We start from the raw sequence: 21,449 nt of genomic DNA on the forward strand, positions 1-21,449 counted from the left end.
ATTGGTGAACGGCTTGCTTGTCCCGCGCGCGTTCGCCCGGCTATAAGGTTCCACCTAAACAGGATGGCTGACCGATGTTGCTCGATGACAAGATATTTCTCGGTGTCAGCACGCGGCCCGAATATTTGACGCTGAAATACGGCAATCGGCACGGCTTGATCACCGGGGCGACAGGCACCGGCAAGACGGTGACGCTGCAGGTGCTGGCCGAGGGTTTTTCCAACGCCGGGGTGCCGGTGTTCTGCGCCGACGTGAAGGGCGACCTGTCAGGAATCTCGATGGTGAGCAACGGCCAGGACTTTTTGGCCAAGCGCGCCGCCGATATCGGCTTCACCGAGGAATATACGTCCAAGGCATTCCCGACGATCTTCTGGGATCTGTTCGGCCGCCAGGGTCACCCGATCCGCGCCACGATTTCGGAAATGGGCGCGCTGCTGCTCAGCCGCATGCTTGACCTCAACGACACGCAGGAAGGCGTGCTCAACGTCGCCTTCAAGCTGGCGGACGATGAAGGCCTGCTGCTGCTGGATCTGAAGGATCTGCGGGCACTGCTGGTGGATATCCAGCAACGTGCGGCCGAGGTTTCGGCCAAATACGGCAATGTGACCACTGCCTCGATCGGCACGGTGCAGCGGGCGCTGCTGGTGCTTGAACAACAGGGCGCCGAGAATTTCTTTGGCGAACGGGCGCTGGTGATTGCCGACCTGATGCGCACGGCGCAGGACGGACGCGGCTATGTTTCGGTGCTGGCGGCGGACGAATTGATGCGCTCGCCACGGCTCTACGCGACGTTCCTGCTGTGGCTGCTGTCGGAACTGTTCGAGGAATTGCCCGAAGTGGGCGATGCCGACAAGCCCAAGCTGGTGTTCTTTTTCGATGAAGCCCATCTGCTGTTTGACGATGCGCCCAAGGTGTTGATCGACAAGGTCGAGCAGGTGGTCAAGCTGGTGCGCTCCAAGGGCGTCGGCGTGTATTTCATCACCCAGAACCCGGTCGACGTGCCCGAGGCGGTGCTGGCGCAATTGTCCAACCGCGTGCAGCACGCGCTGCGCGCCTATACCCCGCATGAGCAGAAGGCAGTCAAGGTTGCGGCCCAATCGTTCCGGCCCAATCCGGCGTTTTCGACCGAGGAAGTGATTACCCAACTCGGCACCGGCGAGGCGCTGGTATCGATGATCGAGGACAAGGGCATTCCCTCGATGGTGGGGCGCACGCTGATCCGGCCGCCATCGTCGCGCGTCGGGCCGATCCTGCCCGAGGAGCGCCGCGCGCTGATCGCCAATTCGCCGGTGGCGGGGCTTTACGACACCGTGATTGACCGCGATTCGGCCTTTGAAATCCTGGCCAAGAAGGCCAAAGACAAGCAGGACGTCGAATCCGCCCAGCAAGTGCGCGACGATGCGCAGAAGCAACAGGAACAGCAGTCCCGCCAGTATCAGGACAATACGCGGCCACCGCCGGCGCGGCGGTCGACACGGCAATCGCCGGCAGAAGCCGCGGTTAACTCGCTGGCGCGCACCGTGGCAACGCAGCTGGGACGCGCGTTGGTGCGCGGAATCCTCGGCAGCCTGAAGCGTGGCCGCTAAGATGCAGGTGGTGAGCAATCCGGTGCTGGCGATCTTTGCTTCTGACCGTGGTCCGGGCGATGCCGAACGCTCCAGCATCATGAGCCAGGCGGGCACTTATCTGGCCAAGCGCGGCGCCAAGCTGGTGTGCCTTGCCGAAGACGGGGTGATCCCGGTGCCGCTGGTGACGGCGGCGCGGGCGGCAGGCGGCGAGGTGCAGATCATTGCCGATGACAATGTGGTGCTGCCCAAGGCGCTGGCCTCGGTACCGATCGAGGTGATTTCGGATCGTGATGCACGTTTCGCGCGGATCGCTCTGCTGGCCGATGCCTATGTCGGCCTGCCGGGTTCGCTGGCCTCGTCGACCGGATTGTTCGGCGCCTGGACGGCGGCCAAGGCAGCCGGCCGACATTGCCCGGTGGTACTGCTCAACAAGAACCGGGCCTTCGAGGTTTTGCGCGGTTATGCGGCGGACGTGCTGTCGCCGGGGCTGCGCGGCTATGACCGCGTGGTGCAGTTTACTGACAATATCGAAGACCTGTGGAGCCGGATCGGCCGGCTGATCAACGAAAGCCGCTAGCTGTTCAAGCCCGGATGCTTGGGCGCGGCGCGGCGGTCGGGAAACAGCGCCACGACGTTATCGGTGTAACGACGCTGGTGCTGCACCGGGGTCACGCCGAAGGAGATGCGGTCGCGGCGATCAGGGCCACGATAGCCGTTTTCGCCGGTGACCAAAGCACGTTGGGTGCGCAGGCGGGCCTGCACCCGGGCCAGCAGATGGCGCGGCGACATCGGCTTGACGATGACTTCGTCAATGCCGGAGCGAATGCTGGTGTGGCGCATTTCAGCAGTGATGGTGCGGGTCAGGGCCACGGCAGCAAAATCGGCATTGCTGATGCTTTCGTCGCGCCGCAACGCATAGACCAGGCGGTCCGCCGGAGCCTCTTCGCTGTCGAAATCGCAGACCAGCACATCGATCGGGGCAACGCGCATATAGGTGTGCAGGGCTGCCTCGCTATCGAACTGCCGAACGCGCAAACCAGTATCGCCCGCTACCACCATCGCCAGAATGGACGACAGCGCCGGACTGGCAGCGATAATGGCGACGACTTTCGTCGGCTCGGTCAAACGGCGATCCCCCATGGTAAAGAAAGTGTTACCACGGGCCAACGCGTCGCAGAAGGTGGCAGTTCCGCGAATGGATAATTCGTAGGGGATAGTGCAGACCGCCAAGCATCGGGCGTTCGCATGAAATAATCGAGATCGGGGCTCTCGCACCCCCCCGCCCTTGATCCCCTGCCATTCGAGCATAGCTCTCATGGCCTCTTCCGCTCATTTCGCGCCACTGGCGCGAAATGCCCTGCGGGTCGCTCCAGAGCCCCACAAGGGGGAGGGTGTCGACTGGGGGTTCGGTGGAAAAAAGAAGCCCGCCAACGCTCTGCGTGGCGGGCTTTTGCATCATGTGTTTAGCGGCTTTAGCGTGCCACCAGCGTCTGCTTACTTGGCTTCTTCAAACAGCAGTTCGACGTGTTCCCAGTTCACCAGGTTGTCGAACCAGGCTTCGAGGTATTTCGGGCGGGCGTTGCGGTAGTCGATGTAATAGGAGTGTTCCCACACGTCGACGCCCAGGATCGGCTTGCCACCATGGACCAGCGGCGATTCGCCGTTCGGGGTCTTGGTGACTTCGAGCTTGCCGTTCTTGAGCGACAGCCAGGCCCAGCCCGAACCAAACTGGGTGGTGCCGGCAGCGATGAAATCGGCGCGGAACTTGTCGAAACCGCCCAGATCGCTGTCAATGGCAGCCTGCAGGCCGGCGGGGAGCTTGTTGCCGCCGCCGTTGGGCTTCATCCAGTTCCAGAAGTGGACGTGGTTGTAGTGCTGGCCGGCATTGTTGAACAGGCCGGCATTCTTGCCATAGGCTTCCTTGACGATGTCTTCGAGCGGCAGGATTTCGAGGCCCGAACCTTCCAGCAGCTTTTCGCCATTGGTCACATAGGCCTGGTGATGCTTGTCATGGTGAAACTCGAGGGTTTCCTTGGACATGTAGGGGCCGAGCGCATCATAGGCGTAGGGCAGGGGCGGCAGAGTGAACTTGGTGGACATGGTGGCCTCCGATTGTGGATGGTTGACGCTTGAAACAGGCAGGGGTGTCGCTCTGATATAGGCCGTTTGTGACACTGCAACAATCGCTTAGGATGAGACGATCATTCCAATCCAACCGCTTTCAGCGCAAACGCATAGCATAGGGCGGTCTCCTTGAGCCGGTCAAAGCGTCCGGACGCACCGCCGTGTCCCGCGCTCATGTTGGTGCGCAGGTATAACGGCGTGTCGCCGGTCTTGGTTGCGCGCAGGCGGGCGACCCATTTGGCCGGCTCCCAATAGGTGACGCGCGGATCGGTGAGACCAGCGAGGGCAAAGATCGGCGGATAGTCATTGGCCGCGACCTGCTCATAGGGCGCGTAGGCGGCGATGCGGGCATAGTCTTCGGCTGAGGTCAGCGGATTGCCCCATTCGGGCCATTCCGGCGGGGTCAGCGGCAGGGTTTCATCGAGCATGGTGTTGAGCACGTCCACGAACGGCACCTGGGCGATGATGCCACCCCACAGGTCCGGGCGCAGATTGGCGATGGCACCCATCAGCATGCCACCAGCGGAGCCGCCCTGGGCGACGATGCGTCCCTTGGTGGTAAAACCTTGGTCAACCAGCATTTCGGCCGAGGCGATGAAGTCGGTGAAGGTATTGGTTTTGAACTCGCGGCGGCCCTTGGCGTACCAGGCATAGCCCTTTTCCATGCCGCCGCGGATGTGTGCAGTGGCGTGGACAAAGCCGCGATCGACCAGCGACAGCGCCGAAATCGAGAATGAAGCGGGCATCGACATGCCATAGGCGCCGTAGCCGTAAAGCAGCGCGGGCGCGGAACCGTCGAGGGCGATGCCCTTGCGATAGAGCACGGTGACCGGCACCTGTTCGCCATCGGGCGCGGTAGCGAACAGTCGGCGGGTAACGTAGTCTTCCGGATTATGGCCGGAGGGAACTTCCTGCTCCTTGAGTAGGGTGCGCGTGCCGGTTTCGAGATCGACATCGTAGGTGCGCGACGGGGTAGTGGGCGAGGAATAGGTGAGGCGGAATACCGAGGTGTCGAATTCGTAGCCGACCGACATGCCCAGCGAATAGGCTTCCTCGTCGAACTTGACGGTGTCTTCCTTGCCGGTGCGCAGATCGCGCACCACGATGCGCGGCAGGCCTTCGTGGCGTTCGAGGCGCAGCAGGTGGTTTTTGATGACGATGCTGTCGAGGATCAGAACGCCCGGTTCGTGGGCGATCAGGTCGGTCCAGTTCTCGTGGCCGGGTGCATCGACGCTGACGGTGACGATCTTGAAGTCTTCGGCGCCATCGGCATTGGTGCGGATATAAAGCAGGCCATCGCGCTCATCGATGTCGTATTCCCGATCGGTGACGCGGGGCGCGACGACGCGCGGCTCGCCGCCGGTTTTGGCATCGATCAGCCAGCATTCCGAGGTCTGGTGATCGTGGGCGTCTATGACCACGTATTTGTTGGACAGCGTGGCGCCGACGCCGACGAAAAAGCCGGGATCGCTTTCCTCGAACACGATGGTGTCACTGTCCTGCGCCGTGCCGATGACGTGCAGCTTGACCCGGAACGGGCGGTGGTTGTCGTCATACTCGGTGTAGTAAATCGCGGTGCTATCGGCGGTCCAGACATAGGAGCCGGCGGTTTCAGTGATGACTTCGTCACTGTCGGTGCCGGTCGCCAGATCGCGGATGACGACGTCATAATATTCCGAACCGGCGCGGTCGGCGCACCAGGCGAGGTAGCGGTGCGACAGATCATGTTCGGCGCCACCGAAGCCAAAATAGCCGTCGCCAGCTTCGATATTGCAATCGAGCAGGATCAGCTCAGGCCCGCCATCGCGCGGGGTGCGCACAATCTGGGGATACTGCTTGCCTTCAAGCATGCGCGAATTATAGGCCCAGGGGCCATCGGGGCTGGGAATGCCGCTGTCGTCTTCCTTGATGCGACCGCGGATTTCCTTGTAGATCGTGTCCTGCGTCGCCGCGGTTGGCTCGCCGAACTCGGCTTCGAACCAGGCGTTTTCGGCTTCGAGGTAGTCGCGGATTTCGGCGTCGAGCGTCTCGGGCTTTTGCATGACCTCCTGCCAGTTATCGGCGCGCAACCAGTGATAGGGATCGTTGCGCAGGATATTGTGGTGAGTGGCAGCGTGCGGCTTGGTGGCCGCGACAGGGGGCAAACGCTTGGACATGGAACGATCCGTCTTTGAACTGGCGCAGATGTAGGCCGGGTTGGTGCGGATTGCGAGGGGCGTTGTTGGAGGTGATATCCACTCTTCATCCGCCAATTGGGAGTTAGGCGGGATTGCCTGTGGGAGAAACCAGCCAGTGTCAATCATCGGTGGATGTGAACGGCGTATGACCGGTTATCCCTTGTCCGCCCTGATGCATTGGTTAAGCTTCGTCAACGAGCGGCCGGGGAAGAATCGGCCGTCGCATGGGGACTGTGTATCGAGTGGGACCGACGCTGGACGCGAGCATAGCGCTGGTTGCCATTGCGCCGTTTCTCGCGGCCCTCTTGGCGCCGCTGACGCATCGCTTTGTCGGTAGCTATTGCGGCTGGGTGCTGGCCATCGTGCCGGCCAGCATTTTCATGTTTCTGGTCAAGCTGATTGGGCCGGTGATTGACAAGGGTTTTATCGCCGCCTCGATCCAATGGGTGCCGTCCTATCATCTGGCGCTGTCGTTCTACCTTGATGGGTTGAGCCTGACCTTTGCGTTGACCATTTCGGGGATCGGCACGTTGATCGTGCTCTATGCCGGCCCGTACCTGGCGGGGCATGGGCATCAGGGGCGGTTCTATAGTTTCCTGCTGGCCTTCATGGGCGCCATGCTCGGATTGGTGCTGGCTGACAATATGCTGGCGCTGTTCGGGTTCTGGGAACTGACGGCGGTGACCTCGTTCCTGCTGATCGGATTTGACCATACACGGCAGGCGGCGCGGCGGGCAGCGATCCAGGCGCTGGTGGTGACCAATATCGGTGGTTTGTCGCTGTTGCTGGCGGTGCTGGTGATCCAGCAACTGGGCGGCAACTGGGAGATCAGCAAGCTCGGCGCGCTGCAGGGTTCGGCGCTGTATCCGCTGGTGCTGGCTCTGGTGCTGCTGGCCGCGTTCACCAAATCGGCGCAGGTTCCGTTCCACTTCTGGCTGCCCAACGCCATGGAAGCGCCGACGCCGGTTTCCGCCTTTCTGCATTCGGCCACAATGGTGCAGGCCGGGGTGTACCTGCTGGCGCGGCTGACGCCGGCGCTGGGCGGCACGCCGGAATGGACCGCGATCCTGACGATCTTTGGCGGGGTGACGCTACTCTGGGGCGGGTTTGCGGCGCTGAAGCAGACGGATATGAAGCAGATGCTGGCGCAGACTACCATTGCTTCGCTGGGGCTGCTGGTGCTGCTGATCGGCATTGGCAGCGAGACGGCGATTGCCGCCATGGTGGTCTATTTCGTTGCCCACGCGCTCTACAAGGCCGGGTTCTTCATGCTGGTCGGGGTGATCGACCATGCGACAGGCACGCGCGATATTACGGCGCTGGGCGGGCTGATGGGCAAGCTGCCATTGACCTTTGCGGCGGCGGTGCTGGCCGGGCTGGGCATGATCGGCCTGCCGCTGACGCTGGGCTATCTGGCCAAGGAAGAGATGTATCTGGCCCTGGAGCAGAGCGACTGGCGCAGTATCGTGCTGCTGCTGACGGTTATTCTGGGCAATGGCCTGCTGGGGGCGATAGCGCTGGCGCTTGTCATCAAGCCGTTCCTCGGCCAATTCCGGTCGACGCCGAAACCGCCGCATGAGGGATCTTTCGGACTGGTGGCCGGGCCGCTGCTGCTGGGCGTGCTGGGCCTTGCCGGAGCATTGGCGACCGGCTGGTTTGGCAGCACAGTGCTGGTGCCGGCAGCGTCGGCGGTGCTCGGACATGCGACCACCAGCCATTTGACATTGGTGCCCGATTTTGGCGGTCTGGTGCCGTTCCTGTCGGTTTTGACCTGGGCGCTGGGTGCGGTGCTATTCATGCAGTCCGGCGTGATCCGCGCGGCTTTGCGTCGGAGTGAGCGGTCGAGCTGGAATTTTGATGCGGTGTTCGATGCCCTGATGTTCGGGCTGATCCGCAGCGCGGCGGCGATCACCAGGCTGTTCCACCATGGGCGGCTGGAGCTGTATCTGCTGATTGTGTTTATCGGTTTTGCCGTGGCGATCAGCGCGCCGCTGCTGCTCAATCACGGCTATGACGGATTGCTGGCCACGGCCGACTGGGTACAGCTGTTCGGTATCCGCACCGTGCGGCCGTTCGAATGGGCGGTGCTGGCGCTGGCGATTGCCGGTCTGCTGATCCTGCTATTCTCGTTCAACCGGCTGGTGGCCGTGCTGGCGCTGGGCATTCAGGGCACGGCGACAGCGCTGATCTTCTTGCTGTTCGGAGCGCCTGACCTGGCCTTTACCCAGTTCATGGTGGAAATCCTGTCGGTGGTGGTGCTGGCGCTGGTGATCACAAGACTAAAACTCGATGAGCGCGACCGGCGGCCCTATGAGGATCTGGCGCGCGACGGCATTGTGGCGCTGCTGTGCGGGGTGGCGGTGACCTTGCTGCTGGCGGTAGTGCTGACCGGCACGCTCGACACCAAGCTCAGCGATTTCTTCACCGCGACCAGCGTGCCGATCGCCCATGGGCGCAACATCGTCAACGTCATTCTGGTGGACTATCGTGGGCTGGATACGCTGGGCGAAATTTCGGTGGTGATGGGCGCCGGGATTGCCATTCTCGGCCTGCTGCGCCGCCGCAGGATTGTGCCATGAACACGGTCATTTTCCGCACCATCGCGCCGCTGATCATCGCCATCATGGTGATGTTTTCGATCTATGTCTGCCTGCGCGGCCATAACGAGCCGGGCGGCGGCTTTATCGGCGGGCTGATCGCGGCCGCGGCGATGGCGATTTTTGGCATGGCCTCGGGCGTCGCGGCAGTGCGGACGGCGTTGAAGTTCGACCCGTTGGGCTTTGCCGGTTTCGGCGTGCTGATCGCGGCGCTATCGGGATTGCTGTCGCTGTACACCGGCTCGCCGTTCCTGACCAGCATCTGGCTCTATGTCTCGTTTGGCAAGAACGTGGTGCCATTCTCGACCCCGGCGCTGTTCGATATCGGGGTGTATTTCGTGGTGTTCGGCACGCTGACCTCGATAGCGCTGGCGCTTGAAGACGAGGGGGCAGAGTAATGGAATTCCTGCTCGCTGTTCTGGTCGGATTGTTCGTTGCGGTGGGCATTTACCTGCTGCTGTCGCGTTCGGTATTGCGCATGCTGCTGGGCTTGGTGGTGCTGGGCAATGGGGTCAATCTGCTGATCTTTACCGCCGGCCGGCTGACTCGCGATGCAGCGCCGATCCTGGCCGATGGCATGGAGCGTCCGGACGGCCCGATTGCCAATCCGCTGCCGCAGGCACTGATCCTGACCGCTATCGTCATCGGCTTTGCCATGTTCTGCTTTTTGCTGGTGCTGGCCTGGCGCGCCTATCAATCGCTCGATGCTGACAACACCGATTCCATGCGGCTGGCCGAGCCCGAAGACGGGCCGCAGCCGCCCTTGAGCTACTGAGATGAACGGTACGCAGGCGATGATCGCAACCGCAACGCCATTGAGCGCCTGGCTGATCATTTTGCCATTGGTGCTGGCGCTGATGGGTGCGGCGCTGCTGCTGGTGGCGCGGCGGATGCAGCGCTCTCAGGCCGGCTTTGCCATGCTGGTAACGGCGACAGTGCTGGTCGGCGATGTGGCGCTGTTTGCTCAGGTCATGCGGTCCGGCCCGGTGGGCATGACCATGGGCAAGTGGCTGCCGCCCTTCGGCATCAGCTTTACCGCCGATATTTTCGGGGCCGGGTTTGCTGCCATGGCGGCGCTGCTGACGCTGGTTGTGCTGATCTACGCGCAGGTGGAGCGGCGCGCCGAAGATGGCGGCGATGGGTTTTACCCGCTGGTGCTGCTGCTGCTGGCCGGGGTGACCGGCTCGTTTCTGACCGGCGACCTGTTCAACCTCTATGTGTGGTTCGAGGTGACGCTGATTGCCTCATTCGGGCTGATCATCAATGGCGGCACGGCACTGCAACTCGATGGCGCGGTGAAATATGGCTTCCTCAATTTCCTCGCCACGACGGTTTTCCTTGCCGGACTTGGTCTGTTGTATGGGCTGGTCGGCACGCTCAATATGGCCGATGTGATCGGGGCGGCGCCCAAGGCCAATGGGCCGGCGATGGCGGGTGTGGCAGCGCTGCTGCTGCTGGCCTTCGGGATGAAGGCGGCGGCGTTTCCGTTCAATGCCTGGCTGCCGGCGTCCTATCACACGCCAACAGTGGCGGTGTCGGCGCTGTTTGCCGGTCTGCTGACCAAGGTGGGGATCTATGCGCTGCTGCGCACCATGGTGGTGCTGCTGCCCGCCAGCCACGAAATGCTGCAACCGGCACTGGCGGTGATTGCGATTTTGACGCTGGTGGTCGCGCCATTGGGAGCGATTGCCGAGACCAATCTGCGGCGGGCGCTGGGCTTTATCGTCATCGGCAGCATCGGTTCGGTGCTGGCCGGTATTGCGCTGCCCAGCCAGATCGGCGTGACGGGCGCGGGCCTCTACATCGTCCATTCCATGCTGACCATGACGGCGCTGTTTCTGGTGGCGGGGCTGGTGGAGGGCGTCACCGGCCAGACCGACAGCCGCCAGATGGGCGGGGTCTATGCCGCCAGCGGGCCACTTTCGACGCTGTTCATTGTGCTGGTGCTGGCAGCGGCTGGCGTGCCACCCCTCCTGGGGTTCTGGCCCAAGCTGGCGCTGTTACAAGCCGGGCTTGCCGAGGCAGGACTGGGCGGGCAGCTCGATTATGCCAGCCTTGGCATCGTCATCGCTCTGCTGGTCAATGCGGTGCTGACGCTGATTGCCGGCACGCGGCTATGGGCGCACATCTTCTGGCGTGCGGGGCCGGAAGGCGCATTGGCTGAACATGCCAGTTCCAGTGTGCGAGCGCTGACCCGTCGGGAAGCCTGGCTTGGGCTCTGGCCGACCATGGCACTGGTGGCGCTGATCGTGGTGCTCGGATTGGCGCCAGACCGCCTGTTTGCCGCGGCGCAGGCGGGGGCGGCTGATCTGGTTGATCCGGCACGCTATATTGCCGCCGTGGGCCTCATGGGAGGCGCGCCATGAGTATTGCCTTGCTGCTGCTGGTCCTGGCGCTGATCTGGGCGGCGATGACCGGCGCGTTCAGCATGCTGAATATGGTGCTGGGGTTGGCGGTGGCTGGTCTGGCGCTACTGATCCTGCGCGATCGCATTGCCTTTCCATCCGTGCTGCGGCGCCTCTGGAAAGTGACCGAATTGCTGGCGCTGTTCCTCCGCGAACTGCTGACCAGTGCGCTGCGCGTCGGCCTGCTGGTGCTGGCGCCGGGCCTGAAGCACCGCTTGCGTCCGGCGATTATCGCAGTGCCCCTCACCATTCGCGGCGACGCCCAGGTGACGCTGCTGGCCAATCTGATCACATTGACGCCGGGAACGCTTTCGGTGGACGCGGCGGCGGACAATAGCGTGCTCTATGTGCATGTGCTGATGCTCGACAGCAAGGAGGCGCTGATCGCCGACATCGCCCGTGGCTTTGAGGCCAAGATCATCGAGGTGTTCGCATGAGCGGAACCGAACTGCTGGCCTGGGCCAGCCTTGCCGGATTGATGCTGCTCGGCGCGGCAATGCTGTTGTGCTCGATACGCATACTGATCGGCCCGACACTGCCGGATCGGGTGCTGGCACTGGACCTGATGACCACGCTGGCCTTGGCCTTTGTTGCTGTATTTGCGGTGCGGTCGGGCGTTGCTTTCTATCTCGACATCGCCATTGCGCTGGGCCTGCTCGGTTTTTTATCGACGCTGGCTTTCGTGCGTTACATCCTGAGCAAGTCGACCGAGGAGGCCAAGCCATGATCGGGCAAGTTCTCGCCGCATTTGCAGCGCTGTTTATTTTGACCGGTTCGGTGTTCGGGGTGCTGGCGGCAATTGGTTTGCTGCGGTTTCCCGATTTTTATACGCGGCTTCATGCCGTGTCATTGGCCTGCGGCACTGGAGCGGGCTTGATTCTGCTGGCAGTGGCGCTGGCAGTACCCGATGCTGGAATAGCATTACGAGCAATTCTTGGTGCGGTATTTCTAATGCTGACGGCACCGGTGTCGTCGCATTTACTGGCAAGGATCAGTCACCGTTACAAAAGAGTTGATAGTCTGATGATGCAGGTTGATGATCTGCGCACGAAAATATGACTGATTGTAGTCTTGCGAGCGACAATTGGTTACATGTTAAACCCTCATTCCGGGTTGAAATGCCGGTTGAACGGTTCTAGGAATAATTTTCCGGCAGACTCTACTGTCACAGCCGAAAGCGACTTACGAAAGGTTACAATATGTCTGATCCCGCTGGCGCGGCGAACGGCTATGAGAACGATCTGATCGAGCTCAGCGCTGACATTGTCTCGGCTTATGTGAGCCACAATGCTTTGAACCCAAACGACCTCCCAAAGCTGATCACTGAGATCCACAGCGCTCTACGGGCGCTGCAGAATAATGAAGTTCCAGTTGCCGTCGAAGATTTGAAGCCGGCCGTTCCGGTTCGCAAATCGGTCGCTGCCGACTACATCATCTGTCTTGAAGATGGCAAGAAGTTCAAATCCCTGAAGCGCCACCTGCGCACGCACTACAATCTCTCGCCGGAAGAATACCGCGAGAAGTGGGGCTTGCCTTCGGACTATCCGATGGTTGCTCCGAACTACTCGGCAACACGCTCCAAGCTTGCCAAGGATAATGGCCTGGGCCGCAAGGCCGCCTAGGGCGTATTGATCTTCACGTGATGGTGGCCTGCAAACGGCAATTTCTGCGCTTCCGGTGCCGGCGTACAAAAGTACGCTCCGCTCCGGGTCTCGAAAGCCACCATTTTCGGCTTACCCCGACGTGAATCTCAACACAACCAATCCACGCATCGAAAATGCACCAAACGGTCGCTCCTGGAGCGGCCGTTTGTTTTTATGGCCCAGCTGTTGCCGCCGCCGCCGCATCGGCTCCTCTCCCTACGCAACTTATCCCCGTCGCATAGCAGTGCATCCATGATATAGGAATTAATTCCTGTTGATTTGGAGCCGATCATGCTGTCTGCAAATATTGACCGTCGTTCCGCCTTGCGTCCTGACCGCGGCGGGTTGGGTGATGCTGAAAGCTGGGAGATCATCAAGTTGATTGCAAAGGAGAAAAATGTCCCGCTGCGGTTGCTGGTCAACCCCTCACGCTGCCGCCAGGGCGCGGCCAAGGCGCGGCAATTGGCCATGTATCTGGTCCATGTCAGCCTCGGGCGCAGCCTGGCCGAAGTGGGCGCGATCTTCGGTCGGGATAGGACTACTGTGGCGATATTATACTTGACGTACCCATTTCGTTTATCCTATAACAAGGACAAGGAGTTAAGCCCATGTCCGTTCTCACCGCCGCCCACTTTCATAACGAAGCCGCTGCCTACGAATTTGTAGAGTCGCGCATCTGGGCCAAAGGCGTCAACTGCCCGCATTGCGGCAACGCGGATGAGGCTAAGATCGGCAATCTGGCTGGCGCTTCAACCCGGATCGGCGTCCGCAAGTGCTACGCTTGCCGCAAGCCCTTCACCGTCAAGGTTGGCACCATCTTTGAAGCCTCGCACATTGCTCTGCACCTGTGGCTGCAAGCGATCTTTCTGATGGCTTCGAGCAAGAAGGGCATTTCGTCTAACCAGCTTCACCGCACTCTGGGCATTACCCTCAAGTCGGCTTGGTTCATGTCGCATCGCATCCGCGAAGCAATGCGCGCCGGTAGCCTTGGCCCTATGGGTGGCGCTGGCTCCATCATCGAAGCCGACGAAACCTATTTCGGCCAGAACGATGTTCAGTCCACCATGCGCGCCGATGGTCAGCCATACAAATACAAGTCCGGCAAGAAGCCCGGTCCTGCTGGCAAGCGCGCCGTGGTGGCTCTGGTAGAGCGTGGCGGCGATGTGCGCTCGTTCCACGTCGATAAGGCCACCAAGGTCAATGTGGCAGCTATCGTGGCCCAGAACGTCAACCACGAAGCCGTCCTGAACACCGACGAAAGCCGCCTCTATACCGAAGTCGGCGCGCTGTTCGCCGCTCACCACACTGTCAACCACAGCGGCAAGGAATACGTTCGCGGCGATGCCTACACCAACACCATCGAAGGCGTGTTCTCGATCTTCAAGCGCGGCATGAAGGGCATCTATCAGCATTGCGGCGAAAAGCACCTGCATCGCTATCTGGCCGAATATGACTTCCGCTATAACAACCGCGTTGCTCGTGGCATTGACGATGTGAACCGCGCCGAACGTCTGCTTAAGGGCTTCTCTGGCAAGCGCCTAACTTATCAAACGATTAATTGAAGGGCGGAAACGCTATGGGCGGAAGCCCATAGACACCAACCGGACACCAGAATAGTTTGCGGAGCCTTTCCGATCTTGGTCGTGAGGTTAGGCCCGCAACGCGGTGAACACAGGGCTCCTCGGCTTTCGCCGGGCGGCCTGCTGAATATAATACCTCTTTGGGGAAACACGCAGGGCGCGTGTTCCTGTGTTCATGCGCGACCAACCGCCCGGTTTGGGCGAGGAAGCACAGGGAACACATGGCTGATATCGCAATTAAATCTGCCCTAATCGTAGGGATGATCGCTGTTCTAGCGGGATGTACCGCCAGCGCGGAACGCAAGATGTTTGCCGAGGCAGACGTGAAGACATGCACGGAATACGGGTTCAAGCCCGGCACCGATTCATTCGGACAATGCAGGTTGCAACTCGATGGCCGGCGAGATGCCGCATATGCGCAGATCGCCTCCAATATTGGCAGTGCGCCAGTGCCCACCTTCACGCCGCTGATGGCGCCGCAATCTGTCCAAGCGCCGAACCGCAATGTAAGCTGTACGTCAAACCGCGTCGGAAATACCGTGCAAACCAACTGCTACTGAGGGATCATGGCCGAAAAATCGAAGCCAACGCCAAAAAAGGACAAAGACCAAGCCGCGCGGTTCATTGAAACCGCGCGGCTGCTTGAGGCTGATGAGACTGGGGAGGCGTTTGAAAGGGCAGTTAAGGTTGTTCTGCCGGAAAAGACGCAAGGCTAAGCCGGATTTTTATAATACTGCCGCCCTTTTATTTCCGCCTCGCGGAGCAGGCCCGTTAAAAGTTCTGGACTGCCAAATCCGCCGAACGATGATCGTCCTTGCTGGATTACACGCCGAGTTAGCGGCCATTTGCGAAACTCGGCGGGATCAGTTTCACCAAGTACCTTGAAGGTCTCATAAGCGAACATGTCCGCTACTTGTAGCGGCCTCAGTTGCTTCATTGGAGCGTAGGTAAAAGTCGCCAGGTTTGGATATTCCCCGGCATTTTTGATGATGTTGAACACTTCAAATGCTCGGTCCCGATATTGGTCCTGCTGCGAAAACACCAAGGCGATTGGCTCACTCTGCCATTTTTCTGCGGATAGTTTATTCATCGCCATGAGGCACATCTCTAGGCAATAGCTGTAACAGCTCGGAAAACGCAGGTTCCAACCTGCTCCGCCCGCGATGGTCTGTTTCCAATCGCCAACGAAACCGCCGCAAACAGAGAGTAAATCGGACGACCCCACCGCGTCTGCACACGCCTCAATAAGAGCGGTTCGCTCCGCCTGTGGGACGCCTTTAAACTGACCATTTCCATAGATGCGGTTCATGTGGGTATAATGAAACGCGCGGTCCCCAAGGATTGTGTCCCACTTGCTTGACACGTCATCCCAATCATCGGCGCGCCCGATCATCCCGGCGATACATTGCTTGTCAGCGCCCCCGTGAGTGCCGCTTTCATCAAAATAGCCGAACAGCACACCGACGACCTTTTCCTTCGCGCTATAGGGCAAAATGCCCCGCGCTAGTTCCGACAGGATCAGGTTCATAGCATGAAACTTTCATAGTGGGTACGCAAAGTATAATATCCCCACTACTGTCTCACATGCTTGCGCCTCGATCGAGGACAAGCGCGATGACGCTGCGTTCGATGCGGCAGTCGGCAAGCTGGAAGTAGCGATTGAGGCGACGATGTCGCGGCTGGCGGAGGGCCTCGATCATGCCGCGTGCTGATGCGCGGTCGATCCGGTTCGTGCGGGCGCTGCTGCCGGATGGGCAGGCCGATCTGAATCAGAACGGCCAGTTTGTGGTGAACCAGCCCGACCGGGTGGCGCGTTTGCCCGAGGCGACGGTGCGCGCCTTGTTCTCGCAAGGCGTGCTGGTTGGTGGCGGTAAGGTATGCCGCGCTGCCGCCACGGCGCCGGACTGGCTGCGCCGGCAATTGGCCCGCGACGATGGCTTTGGCGCGCAGCACCGCATTCTGGCAACGGGTGCGGATGCCGTGGAACGCAATCTGGATGAAAGCCCCTTGTCGCGGCTAGCGGCTGTGGGGCGTGACGGCTCGCCGGCTTTTCTATTGCCGCACCAGATCGAAGCCGGTGAACGGCTGCGCCGATTGGTGGAGCGAGCGCAACTGACGCCGCGCACCACGATGAGTTACGACGTCAACCGCATGGCGCGCAGCAAGAGCGGTCCGGGTGGCGGGCTGGAAATCGGCGACAGCGCGCTCGATGCGCGCCGCAAGCTGAACGACATCGCGCGGGCTCTGCCGAGCGATTGCAGCGGGGTGCTGTTTGATATCTGCGGGCTGCTCAAGGGACTGCAGGTGGTGGAGAGCGAACGCGGCTGGCCCCGGCGCAGCGCCAAGCTGGTATTGCGGATCGGCCTAGAACAACTGGCCGCCCATTTCGGGCTGTCGGCCCAAGCCACCGGGTCGGCCGGACACGGAGTGCATGCCTGGCTGGCGCAGCGCCCGACGCGGTTTGAGTGTGCCCAAACATTAACCACCGGCGCAGGCTTAATGCCGGCCCCGGGCGCGCGCGTGGTAAAACCGGGTATGCGTCAAAAACTGCTCTCGATCCAATATCTGCGCGGAATTGCGGCCCTGCTGGTGCTGGCGTCCCACGCGCTGCTCTATCCGCTGGCCATTCCCAACGCCGATTTCCACCGGTTGGGCTGGATGGGCGTGATCCTGTTTTTCGTGATCTCGGGCTTCATCATGGTCACCGTGGTGGGCGAGGGCAAATTCGACGCCATCAAATTCCTGCAGCGCCGCGCCGTGCGTATCGTGCCGATGTATTGGGGCGCGACGATCCTTGCCGCAGTGCTGGCGCTGGTGGCGCCGTCGATTTTCAAGACCACCGTTTTCGATGGAGGTCAGTTGATCCTGTCGGTGCTGTTCGTGCCATTCTACAACCCGGTCAGCCAGGAAATCCGCCCGCTCTACAAGCTGGGCTGGACGCTGAATTATGAAGTGTTCTTCTATGTCTGTTTCGCGCTGCTGGCCTTTGTCGGCACGGTATCGCGCGTGGTGTGGCTGACGGCGGCGTTCACGCTGCTGACCGTTCTTGGGCTGATCTTCGCGCCGAAAATCGCATTCGCCGAGTTTTATACCAGCTATATGCCACTGGCGTTCTGCGCCGGGGCGTGGCTGGGCCTCGCGACCTTGCGCGGCGGCATCGCGGCGCTGCCCAAGCCGGTAGTGCTGGTATTTGCCGTGCTGGGCGTTGCCGGTCTGGTGGATGGCTTTGCCTGGCAGCATGGCGTGCTTGAAGATGGCTGGAGCTTTGCCGGCTTTGCGCTGTTCGCTTCGGCGCTGGTGCTGCTCGGCATTCGCTTTGAAATGCACCTGCCCAAGGTAGCGCTGCTGGAGCGGATGGGCGATGCGTCCTATTCGATCTATCTGGTGCACATCTATGCGGTGGCCGCGATTGCCGGGATCGGCTTCAAACTGCTCGACCCGGCCAACCTGATCGCCAATATCGCGGTGGTGGCACTGGCGATTGTCGGCGGGGTAATCGGCGGGCTGATCGTTTACGAGATCGTCGAAAAGCCGCTGCTCAACCTGCTGCGGCACAAGAAAAGGCCGGAGCTGGCACAGGTTACGCCGGCTCACGCCAATTAGCTGAGCGCTTTAGCTTCGGTACGGATGCGGTTGACCATGGCCACGAGGCCATTGGACCGCTGCATGCCCAGATGTTCGCTGAGCCGCAACTTTTGAAACCAGACAATGGCGTCGGTGGCGGCGATATCCTGCGCCGGTCGGCCCGAATAAAGCGCCAGCAGCACTGCGACCAGTCCCTTGGTGATGATCGCGTCCGATTGGCCGCGAAAGCTCAGGACAGCTTTTCCGTCCAGCTGAGCAATGCTTGACGCCAGCCAGACATTGGACACGCAGCCCTTCACCTTGTTCTCGGCGGTTTTTTCGGCCTCGTCCAAGGGTGGCAGCGCCTGGCCCAGTTCGATGAGGTAGTTCAACCGGTCTTCCCAATCGTCAAGGAAGGCAAGGTTTTCTGCAATGTCCTGGAAGGCTTGGGGCTCGGTCATGGCCCTTATCTAGTGCAAAGCGCCGCGCAAAAAAAGACGTCGCTGCCATTCGGCGGCAAGGCTGGCGCACTGGCCAGCATCAAATCCGCCGTGGTGGCCCAGTTAGCTCGGAACGCCGCGGTTAACGAAGCGTTGATGCACATCGCGCCCTTCTGAAAGCTGCTCTCATGTCCTCAACCCCTGGCCTGTTCAACCGGCTGCTCGCCGTCGTGTTCATCCTCGTCGGTCTGGCGCTGGGAGGAGGGGGCCTCTGGCTGCTGACGCTGGGCGGCTCGCCGTTCTATCTGATCTCCGGTCTTGCCTATATCGTCACCGGCGCGCTGCTATGGCAGGGCCTGGTGGCGGCGCTATGGTTTTACGCGCTGGTGATCGTTGCCACATTGGCGTGGGCATTGTGGGAAGTTGGGTTCGACTGGTGGGCATTGGCGCCGAGGGGCGATCTCGTCGTGGCGCTGGGCATCCTGCTGGTGCTGCCATGGGCGGCGGGCCGGGTGGCGCCATCGTCAGCGCAATTGCGCGGCGCCTGGACCGCGCTCGGTGGCGTCATTGTCGTCGCGGTCGCCGTGGCTTTGGTGGCAATGTTCATCCCCAGCCATGATCTGAGCGGCACGTTGCCCGAGCGGCCTGCCCAACTGGCGGCGGATGCCGGCACCATCCCGGATGGCGAATGGCACTCGTACGGGCGCACATCTTATGGCGACCGTTACTCGCCGCTGAACCAGCTGACGCCCGACAATGTCGGCAAGCTGCAGGTGGCGTGGGAATTCCATACCGGCGATATTCGCGGCGATGCCGATCCGGGTGAGAGCACCTATGAAGTCACTCCCCTCAAGATCGGCGACACGATTTATCTGTGTACGCCCCATGATTTCGTCATCGCACTGGATGCCGAAACCGGCACGGAGAAGTGGCGGTTCGATCCCAAGATCGCCCAGCCGCCCAAGGATCAGACGCAGCATCTGACCTGTCGTGGCGTATCCTATGCCGATGGTGCCGGAGCGACGGCAGCGCCGGCCTCGGCTGACTGCGTGCAGCGCCTGTTCCTGCCGACGGTCGATGGTCGGCTGATCGCGCTGAGCGCCGCCAAGGGCACGATTTGCCCGGGCTTTGGCGGCGATGATGGCACGGTCGACCTGTGGGCCAATATGCCCAACGTGCTGGCCGGCTCGTATTATTCGACCTCGCCGCCAGTGGTGACGCCGCAGTTCATCATCGTCGGCGGGGCGGTCAACGACAATGTCTCGACCACCGAGCCATCGGGCGTGATCCGCGCCTTCGATATCAATACCGGCGCGCTGGCTTGGAATTGGGACAGTCGCAATCCGGATGCAACCGCTCCGATTGGCCCAGGCCAGACCTATACCGAGAACTCGCCCAATAGCTGGAGCGTCTCCAGCTATGACCCCAAACTCAACCTGATCTTCGTGCCGATGGGCAACCAGCCGCCGGACCAGTTCGGTGGCAATCGCGATGCCAATGTGGAAAAATTCTCTTCCGCCATCGTGGCGCTGCACGCCGATACCGGCAAGGTGGCCTGGGTGTTCCAGGGCGTACATCATGACCTGTGGGATATGGATGTGCCGGCCCAGCCCAGTCTGGTCGACCTGAGTATCAATGGCACGACTGTGCCGGCCTTGGTGGGGGCCACCAAGCAGGGCGAATTGTTCGTGCTCAATCGCGAAACCGGCGTGCCGGTGCTGCCGGTGACCGAAGATCCGGCGCCGCAAGGCGCCGTGGCGGGTGACTTGACCGCACCCACGCAGCCGCACTCGGCGCTGTCATTCAAGCCAGACGACTTGACCGAAGCCTCGATGTGGGGGCTGTCGCCGTTCGATCAGCTGATGTGCCGTATCGCGTTCAAGTCGCTCCGTTATGAGGGCCGCTACACGCCGCCATCCGAGCAGGGTTCGATCATCTATCCGGGCAATTTCGGCACGCTGAACTGGGGCGGCGTCGCGGTCGATCCGGAACGGCAGGTGGTGTTCGCCATGCCGGTTTATCTCGCCTTCACCTCCAAGCTGGTGCCGCGGCCGCAAGACCAGAGCCGGGTGATCACCAAGGACGGCACGGCGGCCTTCAACGAGAATTTTGGCGCGCCGTTTGCTGCCGAAATGGGGGCGTTTCTGTCCCCGCTGGGCCTGCCGTGCCAGACTCCGCCCTGGGGCTATGTCGCGGCGGCCGACCTGACCACGGGCAAGATCGCCTATAAGCACGTCAATGGCACGGTGCGCGACCTGTCACCGATCCCGATGCCGTTCAAGCTCGGCGTGCCCGGCATTGGTGGGCCGATCGTCACCAAGGGTGGTCTCGCTTTCCTTTCGGGGACGCTGGATTATTTCGTGCGGGCCTATGATCTGATGACGGGCAAGCAGCTTTGGGAAAGCCGGTTGCCGGCGGGCGGGCAGGCGACGCCGATGAGCTATTGGTCAGACGCCTCGCAGCGGCAGTTCCTGCTGGTAGTGGCCGGTGGACATGGCTCGACCGGCACCAAGGCCGGTGACGGCGTCATCGCCTACGCGCTGCCCAAGTCCTGAGCGCGAAAAAAAGCCGCAAGCACGGGGCAGCGTGCTTGCGGCAGATTACCAGAGGTCACTTGGAGTGCGTCTTGGGGAAAACGCAACCTCTGGGCCTGAAGAACGCGCGGGGGGCGCGTCCTAACCCGCTCGGTGAGGCCGTGGCCTGGGCAATGGCACGGTATCCTCGAGAGCCGGCAACATGTGCATGGGGGAACCGGCCGGCGGGAATTTGGGAAGGACGGCGACAAGAGCTGCCTTGCCACCGACGCATTCAATATTGGCGCATTCGGCTTGGGTGATCTGCTGGGCGATGAATTTTTGTCCATTGGCCATGGCGCTGGTCGACAGGGAACTGGCCGTCGCACTGATATCAATGCCCGGTCGGATCACCATGAAGGCGACAAACAGCCAAAATGCGGAACGCAGCAAAAACATCGGAGCGACCCAAACCGGCGAACCATTTCGCCTTATCTGACCCCAACATTAGCGAGAGGCTTTTAAGCGGCTCTCAGACTTTTTGATAAAATTTGATGCAAATCCTTCCGATCGGTCGAGGACCCGGGAAGGTCTTGTTTACGCTAACCCGAGAAACCAAGTCCGCACAGCGCTCGCGACGGCCTCAAGCCGCTCCACTTAATTGTGTCTTAGGTCTTGGGCCGCAGGGTGGATGCCAGCGAGACCTGAAGTTTGTTCAGGCAGTTGTGTTGTCCATAGGGCGTCGTGGAAGCGAGTTTTAGTAATGCGTAGCCTCTTCTCTTTTGGCGCAAGCAAAGAGATAGCCAATGCGGTCGCCGGCACGGGGAACCGCCCCGAA

Annotated in this window: 21 protein-coding genes; 16 read left to right on the plus strand and 5 right to left on the minus strand. The window is 61.2% G+C overall.

What is annotated here, in order from left to right; translation table 11 throughout:
* Positions 1-74: 74 nt before the first annotated feature.
* The gene (locus ABIT12_RS05710) at positions 75-1,586 is read left to right on the plus strand and encodes a helicase HerA-like domain-containing protein (protein ID WP_348042049.1); all 1,512 of its coding nucleotides are present in this window, start codon (positions 75-77) and stop codon (positions 1,584-1,586) included.
* Positions 1,576-2,145, plus strand: a complete 570-nt coding sequence (locus ABIT12_RS05715) for a hypothetical protein (protein WP_348042050.1) — start codon at positions 1,576-1,578, stop codon at positions 2,143-2,145. Before ABIT12_RS05710 ends, ABIT12_RS05715 begins: the two co-directional genes overlap by 11 nt.
* Here the strand turns inward: ABIT12_RS05715 and ABIT12_RS05720 are convergent.
* From ABIT12_RS05720 to ABIT12_RS05730, 3 genes are all read right to left on the minus strand, one after another.
* Entirely contained in the window at positions 2,142-2,693 is a 552-nt protein-coding gene (locus ABIT12_RS05720) for a hypothetical protein (protein ID WP_348042051.1), read from the minus strand. The genes ABIT12_RS05715 and ABIT12_RS05720 overlap by 4 nt on opposite strands.
* Positions 2,694-3,062: 369 nt before the next feature.
* On the minus strand, positions 3,063-3,668 hold the full coding sequence (locus ABIT12_RS05725) for a superoxide dismutase (protein WP_348042052.1): 606 nt from the start codon (positions 3,666-3,668) through the stop codon (positions 3,063-3,065).
* A gap of 101 nt (positions 3,669-3,769) precedes the next feature.
* On the minus strand, positions 3,770-5,848 hold the full coding sequence (locus ABIT12_RS05730) for a S9 family peptidase (protein WP_348042053.1): 2,079 nt from the start codon (positions 5,846-5,848) through the stop codon (positions 3,770-3,772).
* Between the two features lie 263 nt (positions 5,849-6,111).
* Between ABIT12_RS05730 and mbhE the strand changes: the two genes are divergently transcribed.
* From mbhE to ABIT12_RS05790, 12 genes are all read left to right on the plus strand, one after another.
* Positions 6,112-8,448 carry a hydrogen gas-evolving membrane-bound hydrogenase subunit E gene (gene mbhE / locus ABIT12_RS05735; protein WP_348042054.1) on the plus strand — a complete coding sequence of 779 codons (2,337 nt, stop codon included), beginning with the start codon at positions 6,112-6,114 and terminating at the stop codon, positions 8,446-8,448.
* Positions 8,445-8,864 (plus strand): MnhB domain-containing protein, encoded by a 420-nt coding sequence (locus ABIT12_RS05740; RefSeq protein ID WP_348042055.1) that lies wholly within the window; start codon positions 8,445-8,447, stop codon positions 8,862-8,864. Before mbhE ends, ABIT12_RS05740 begins: the two co-directional genes overlap by 4 nt.
* A complete protein-coding gene (locus ABIT12_RS05745) occupies positions 8,864-9,241 on the plus strand; it encodes a Na+/H+ antiporter subunit C (RefSeq protein ID WP_348042056.1) in 378 nt (125 codons plus the stop codon). The genes ABIT12_RS05740 and ABIT12_RS05745 overlap by 1 nt, the downstream gene beginning before the upstream one ends.
* A 1-nt stretch (position 9,242) precedes the next feature.
* Complete coding sequence (locus ABIT12_RS05750) at positions 9,243-10,832, plus strand: proton-conducting transporter membrane subunit (RefSeq protein ID WP_348042057.1); 1,590 nt, start codon at positions 9,243-9,245, stop codon at positions 10,830-10,832.
* Positions 10,829-11,308 carry a Na+/H+ antiporter subunit E gene (locus tag ABIT12_RS05755; protein ID WP_348042058.1) on the plus strand — a complete coding sequence of 160 codons (480 nt, stop codon included), beginning with the start codon at positions 10,829-10,831 and terminating at the stop codon, positions 11,306-11,308. The genes ABIT12_RS05750 and ABIT12_RS05755 overlap by 4 nt, the downstream gene beginning before the upstream one ends.
* Complete coding sequence (locus ABIT12_RS05760; protein ID WP_348042059.1) at positions 11,305-11,598, plus strand: cation:proton antiporter; 294 nt, start codon at positions 11,305-11,307, stop codon at positions 11,596-11,598. The genes ABIT12_RS05755 and ABIT12_RS05760 overlap by 4 nt, the downstream gene beginning before the upstream one ends.
* Positions 11,595-11,930, plus strand: coding sequence for a monovalent cation/H(+) antiporter subunit G (gene mnhG / locus ABIT12_RS05765; protein WP_348042060.1), 336 nt, complete (start codon positions 11,595-11,597; stop codon positions 11,928-11,930). The genes ABIT12_RS05760 and mnhG overlap by 4 nt, the downstream gene beginning before the upstream one ends.
* A 140-nt stretch (positions 11,931-12,070) precedes the next feature.
* Positions 12,071-12,493 (plus strand): MucR family transcriptional regulator, encoded by a 423-nt coding sequence (locus ABIT12_RS05770; protein ID WP_348042061.1) that lies wholly within the window; start codon positions 12,071-12,073, stop codon positions 12,491-12,493.
* Between the two features lie 312 nt (positions 12,494-12,805).
* A complete protein-coding gene (locus ABIT12_RS05775) occupies positions 12,806-13,180 on the plus strand; it encodes a helix-turn-helix domain-containing protein (protein ID WP_348042062.1) in 375 nt (124 codons plus the stop codon).
* A complete protein-coding gene (locus ABIT12_RS05780) occupies positions 13,123-14,076 on the plus strand; it encodes an IS1595 family transposase (protein ID WP_348042063.1) in 954 nt (317 codons plus the stop codon). Before ABIT12_RS05775 ends, ABIT12_RS05780 begins: the two co-directional genes overlap by 58 nt.
* A gap of 239 nt (positions 14,077-14,315) precedes the next feature.
* Complete coding sequence (locus ABIT12_RS05785) at positions 14,316-14,654, plus strand: hypothetical protein (RefSeq protein WP_348042064.1); 339 nt, start codon at positions 14,316-14,318, stop codon at positions 14,652-14,654.
* A gap of 6 nt (positions 14,655-14,660) precedes the next feature.
* On the plus strand, positions 14,661-14,810 hold the full coding sequence (locus ABIT12_RS05790) for a hypothetical protein (RefSeq protein WP_348042065.1): 150 nt from the start codon (positions 14,661-14,663) through the stop codon (positions 14,808-14,810).
* On the opposite strand, the gene ABIT12_RS05795 is transcribed toward ABIT12_RS05790, so the two are convergent.
* On the minus strand, positions 14,807-15,622 hold the full coding sequence (locus tag ABIT12_RS05795) for a DUF3800 domain-containing protein (protein WP_348042066.1): 816 nt from the start codon (positions 15,620-15,622) through the stop codon (positions 14,807-14,809). The two genes, ABIT12_RS05790 and ABIT12_RS05795, sit on opposite strands and share 4 nt — an antisense overlap.
* 170 nt (positions 15,623-15,792) lie before the next feature.
* Between ABIT12_RS05795 and ABIT12_RS05800 the strand changes: the two genes are divergently transcribed.
* The gene (locus ABIT12_RS05800) at positions 15,793-17,697 is read left to right on the plus strand and encodes a DUF6456 domain-containing protein (RefSeq protein ID WP_348042067.1); all 1,905 of its coding nucleotides are present in this window, start codon (positions 15,793-15,795) and stop codon (positions 17,695-17,697) included.
* Here ABIT12_RS05800 and ABIT12_RS05805 read toward each other — a convergent pair.
* Positions 17,694-18,119 (minus strand): SufE family protein, encoded by a 426-nt coding sequence (locus ABIT12_RS05805; RefSeq protein ID WP_348042068.1) that lies wholly within the window; start codon positions 18,117-18,119, stop codon positions 17,694-17,696. The genes ABIT12_RS05800 and ABIT12_RS05805 overlap by 4 nt on opposite strands.
* 167 nt (positions 18,120-18,286) lie before the next feature.
* Here ABIT12_RS05805 and ABIT12_RS05810 point away from each other — a divergent pair, with 167 nt between their 5' ends.
* Positions 18,287-20,653, plus strand: coding sequence for a membrane-bound PQQ-dependent dehydrogenase, glucose/quinate/shikimate family (locus ABIT12_RS05810; RefSeq protein WP_407065594.1), 2,367 nt, complete (start codon positions 18,287-18,289; stop codon positions 20,651-20,653).
* The last annotated feature ends 796 nt before the right edge of the window (positions 20,654-21,449 follow it).

It is taken from the genome of Devosia sp. (assembly GCF_039927955.1).
Taxonomy (GTDB): domain Bacteria; phylum Pseudomonadota; class Alphaproteobacteria; order Rhizobiales; family Devosiaceae; genus Devosia.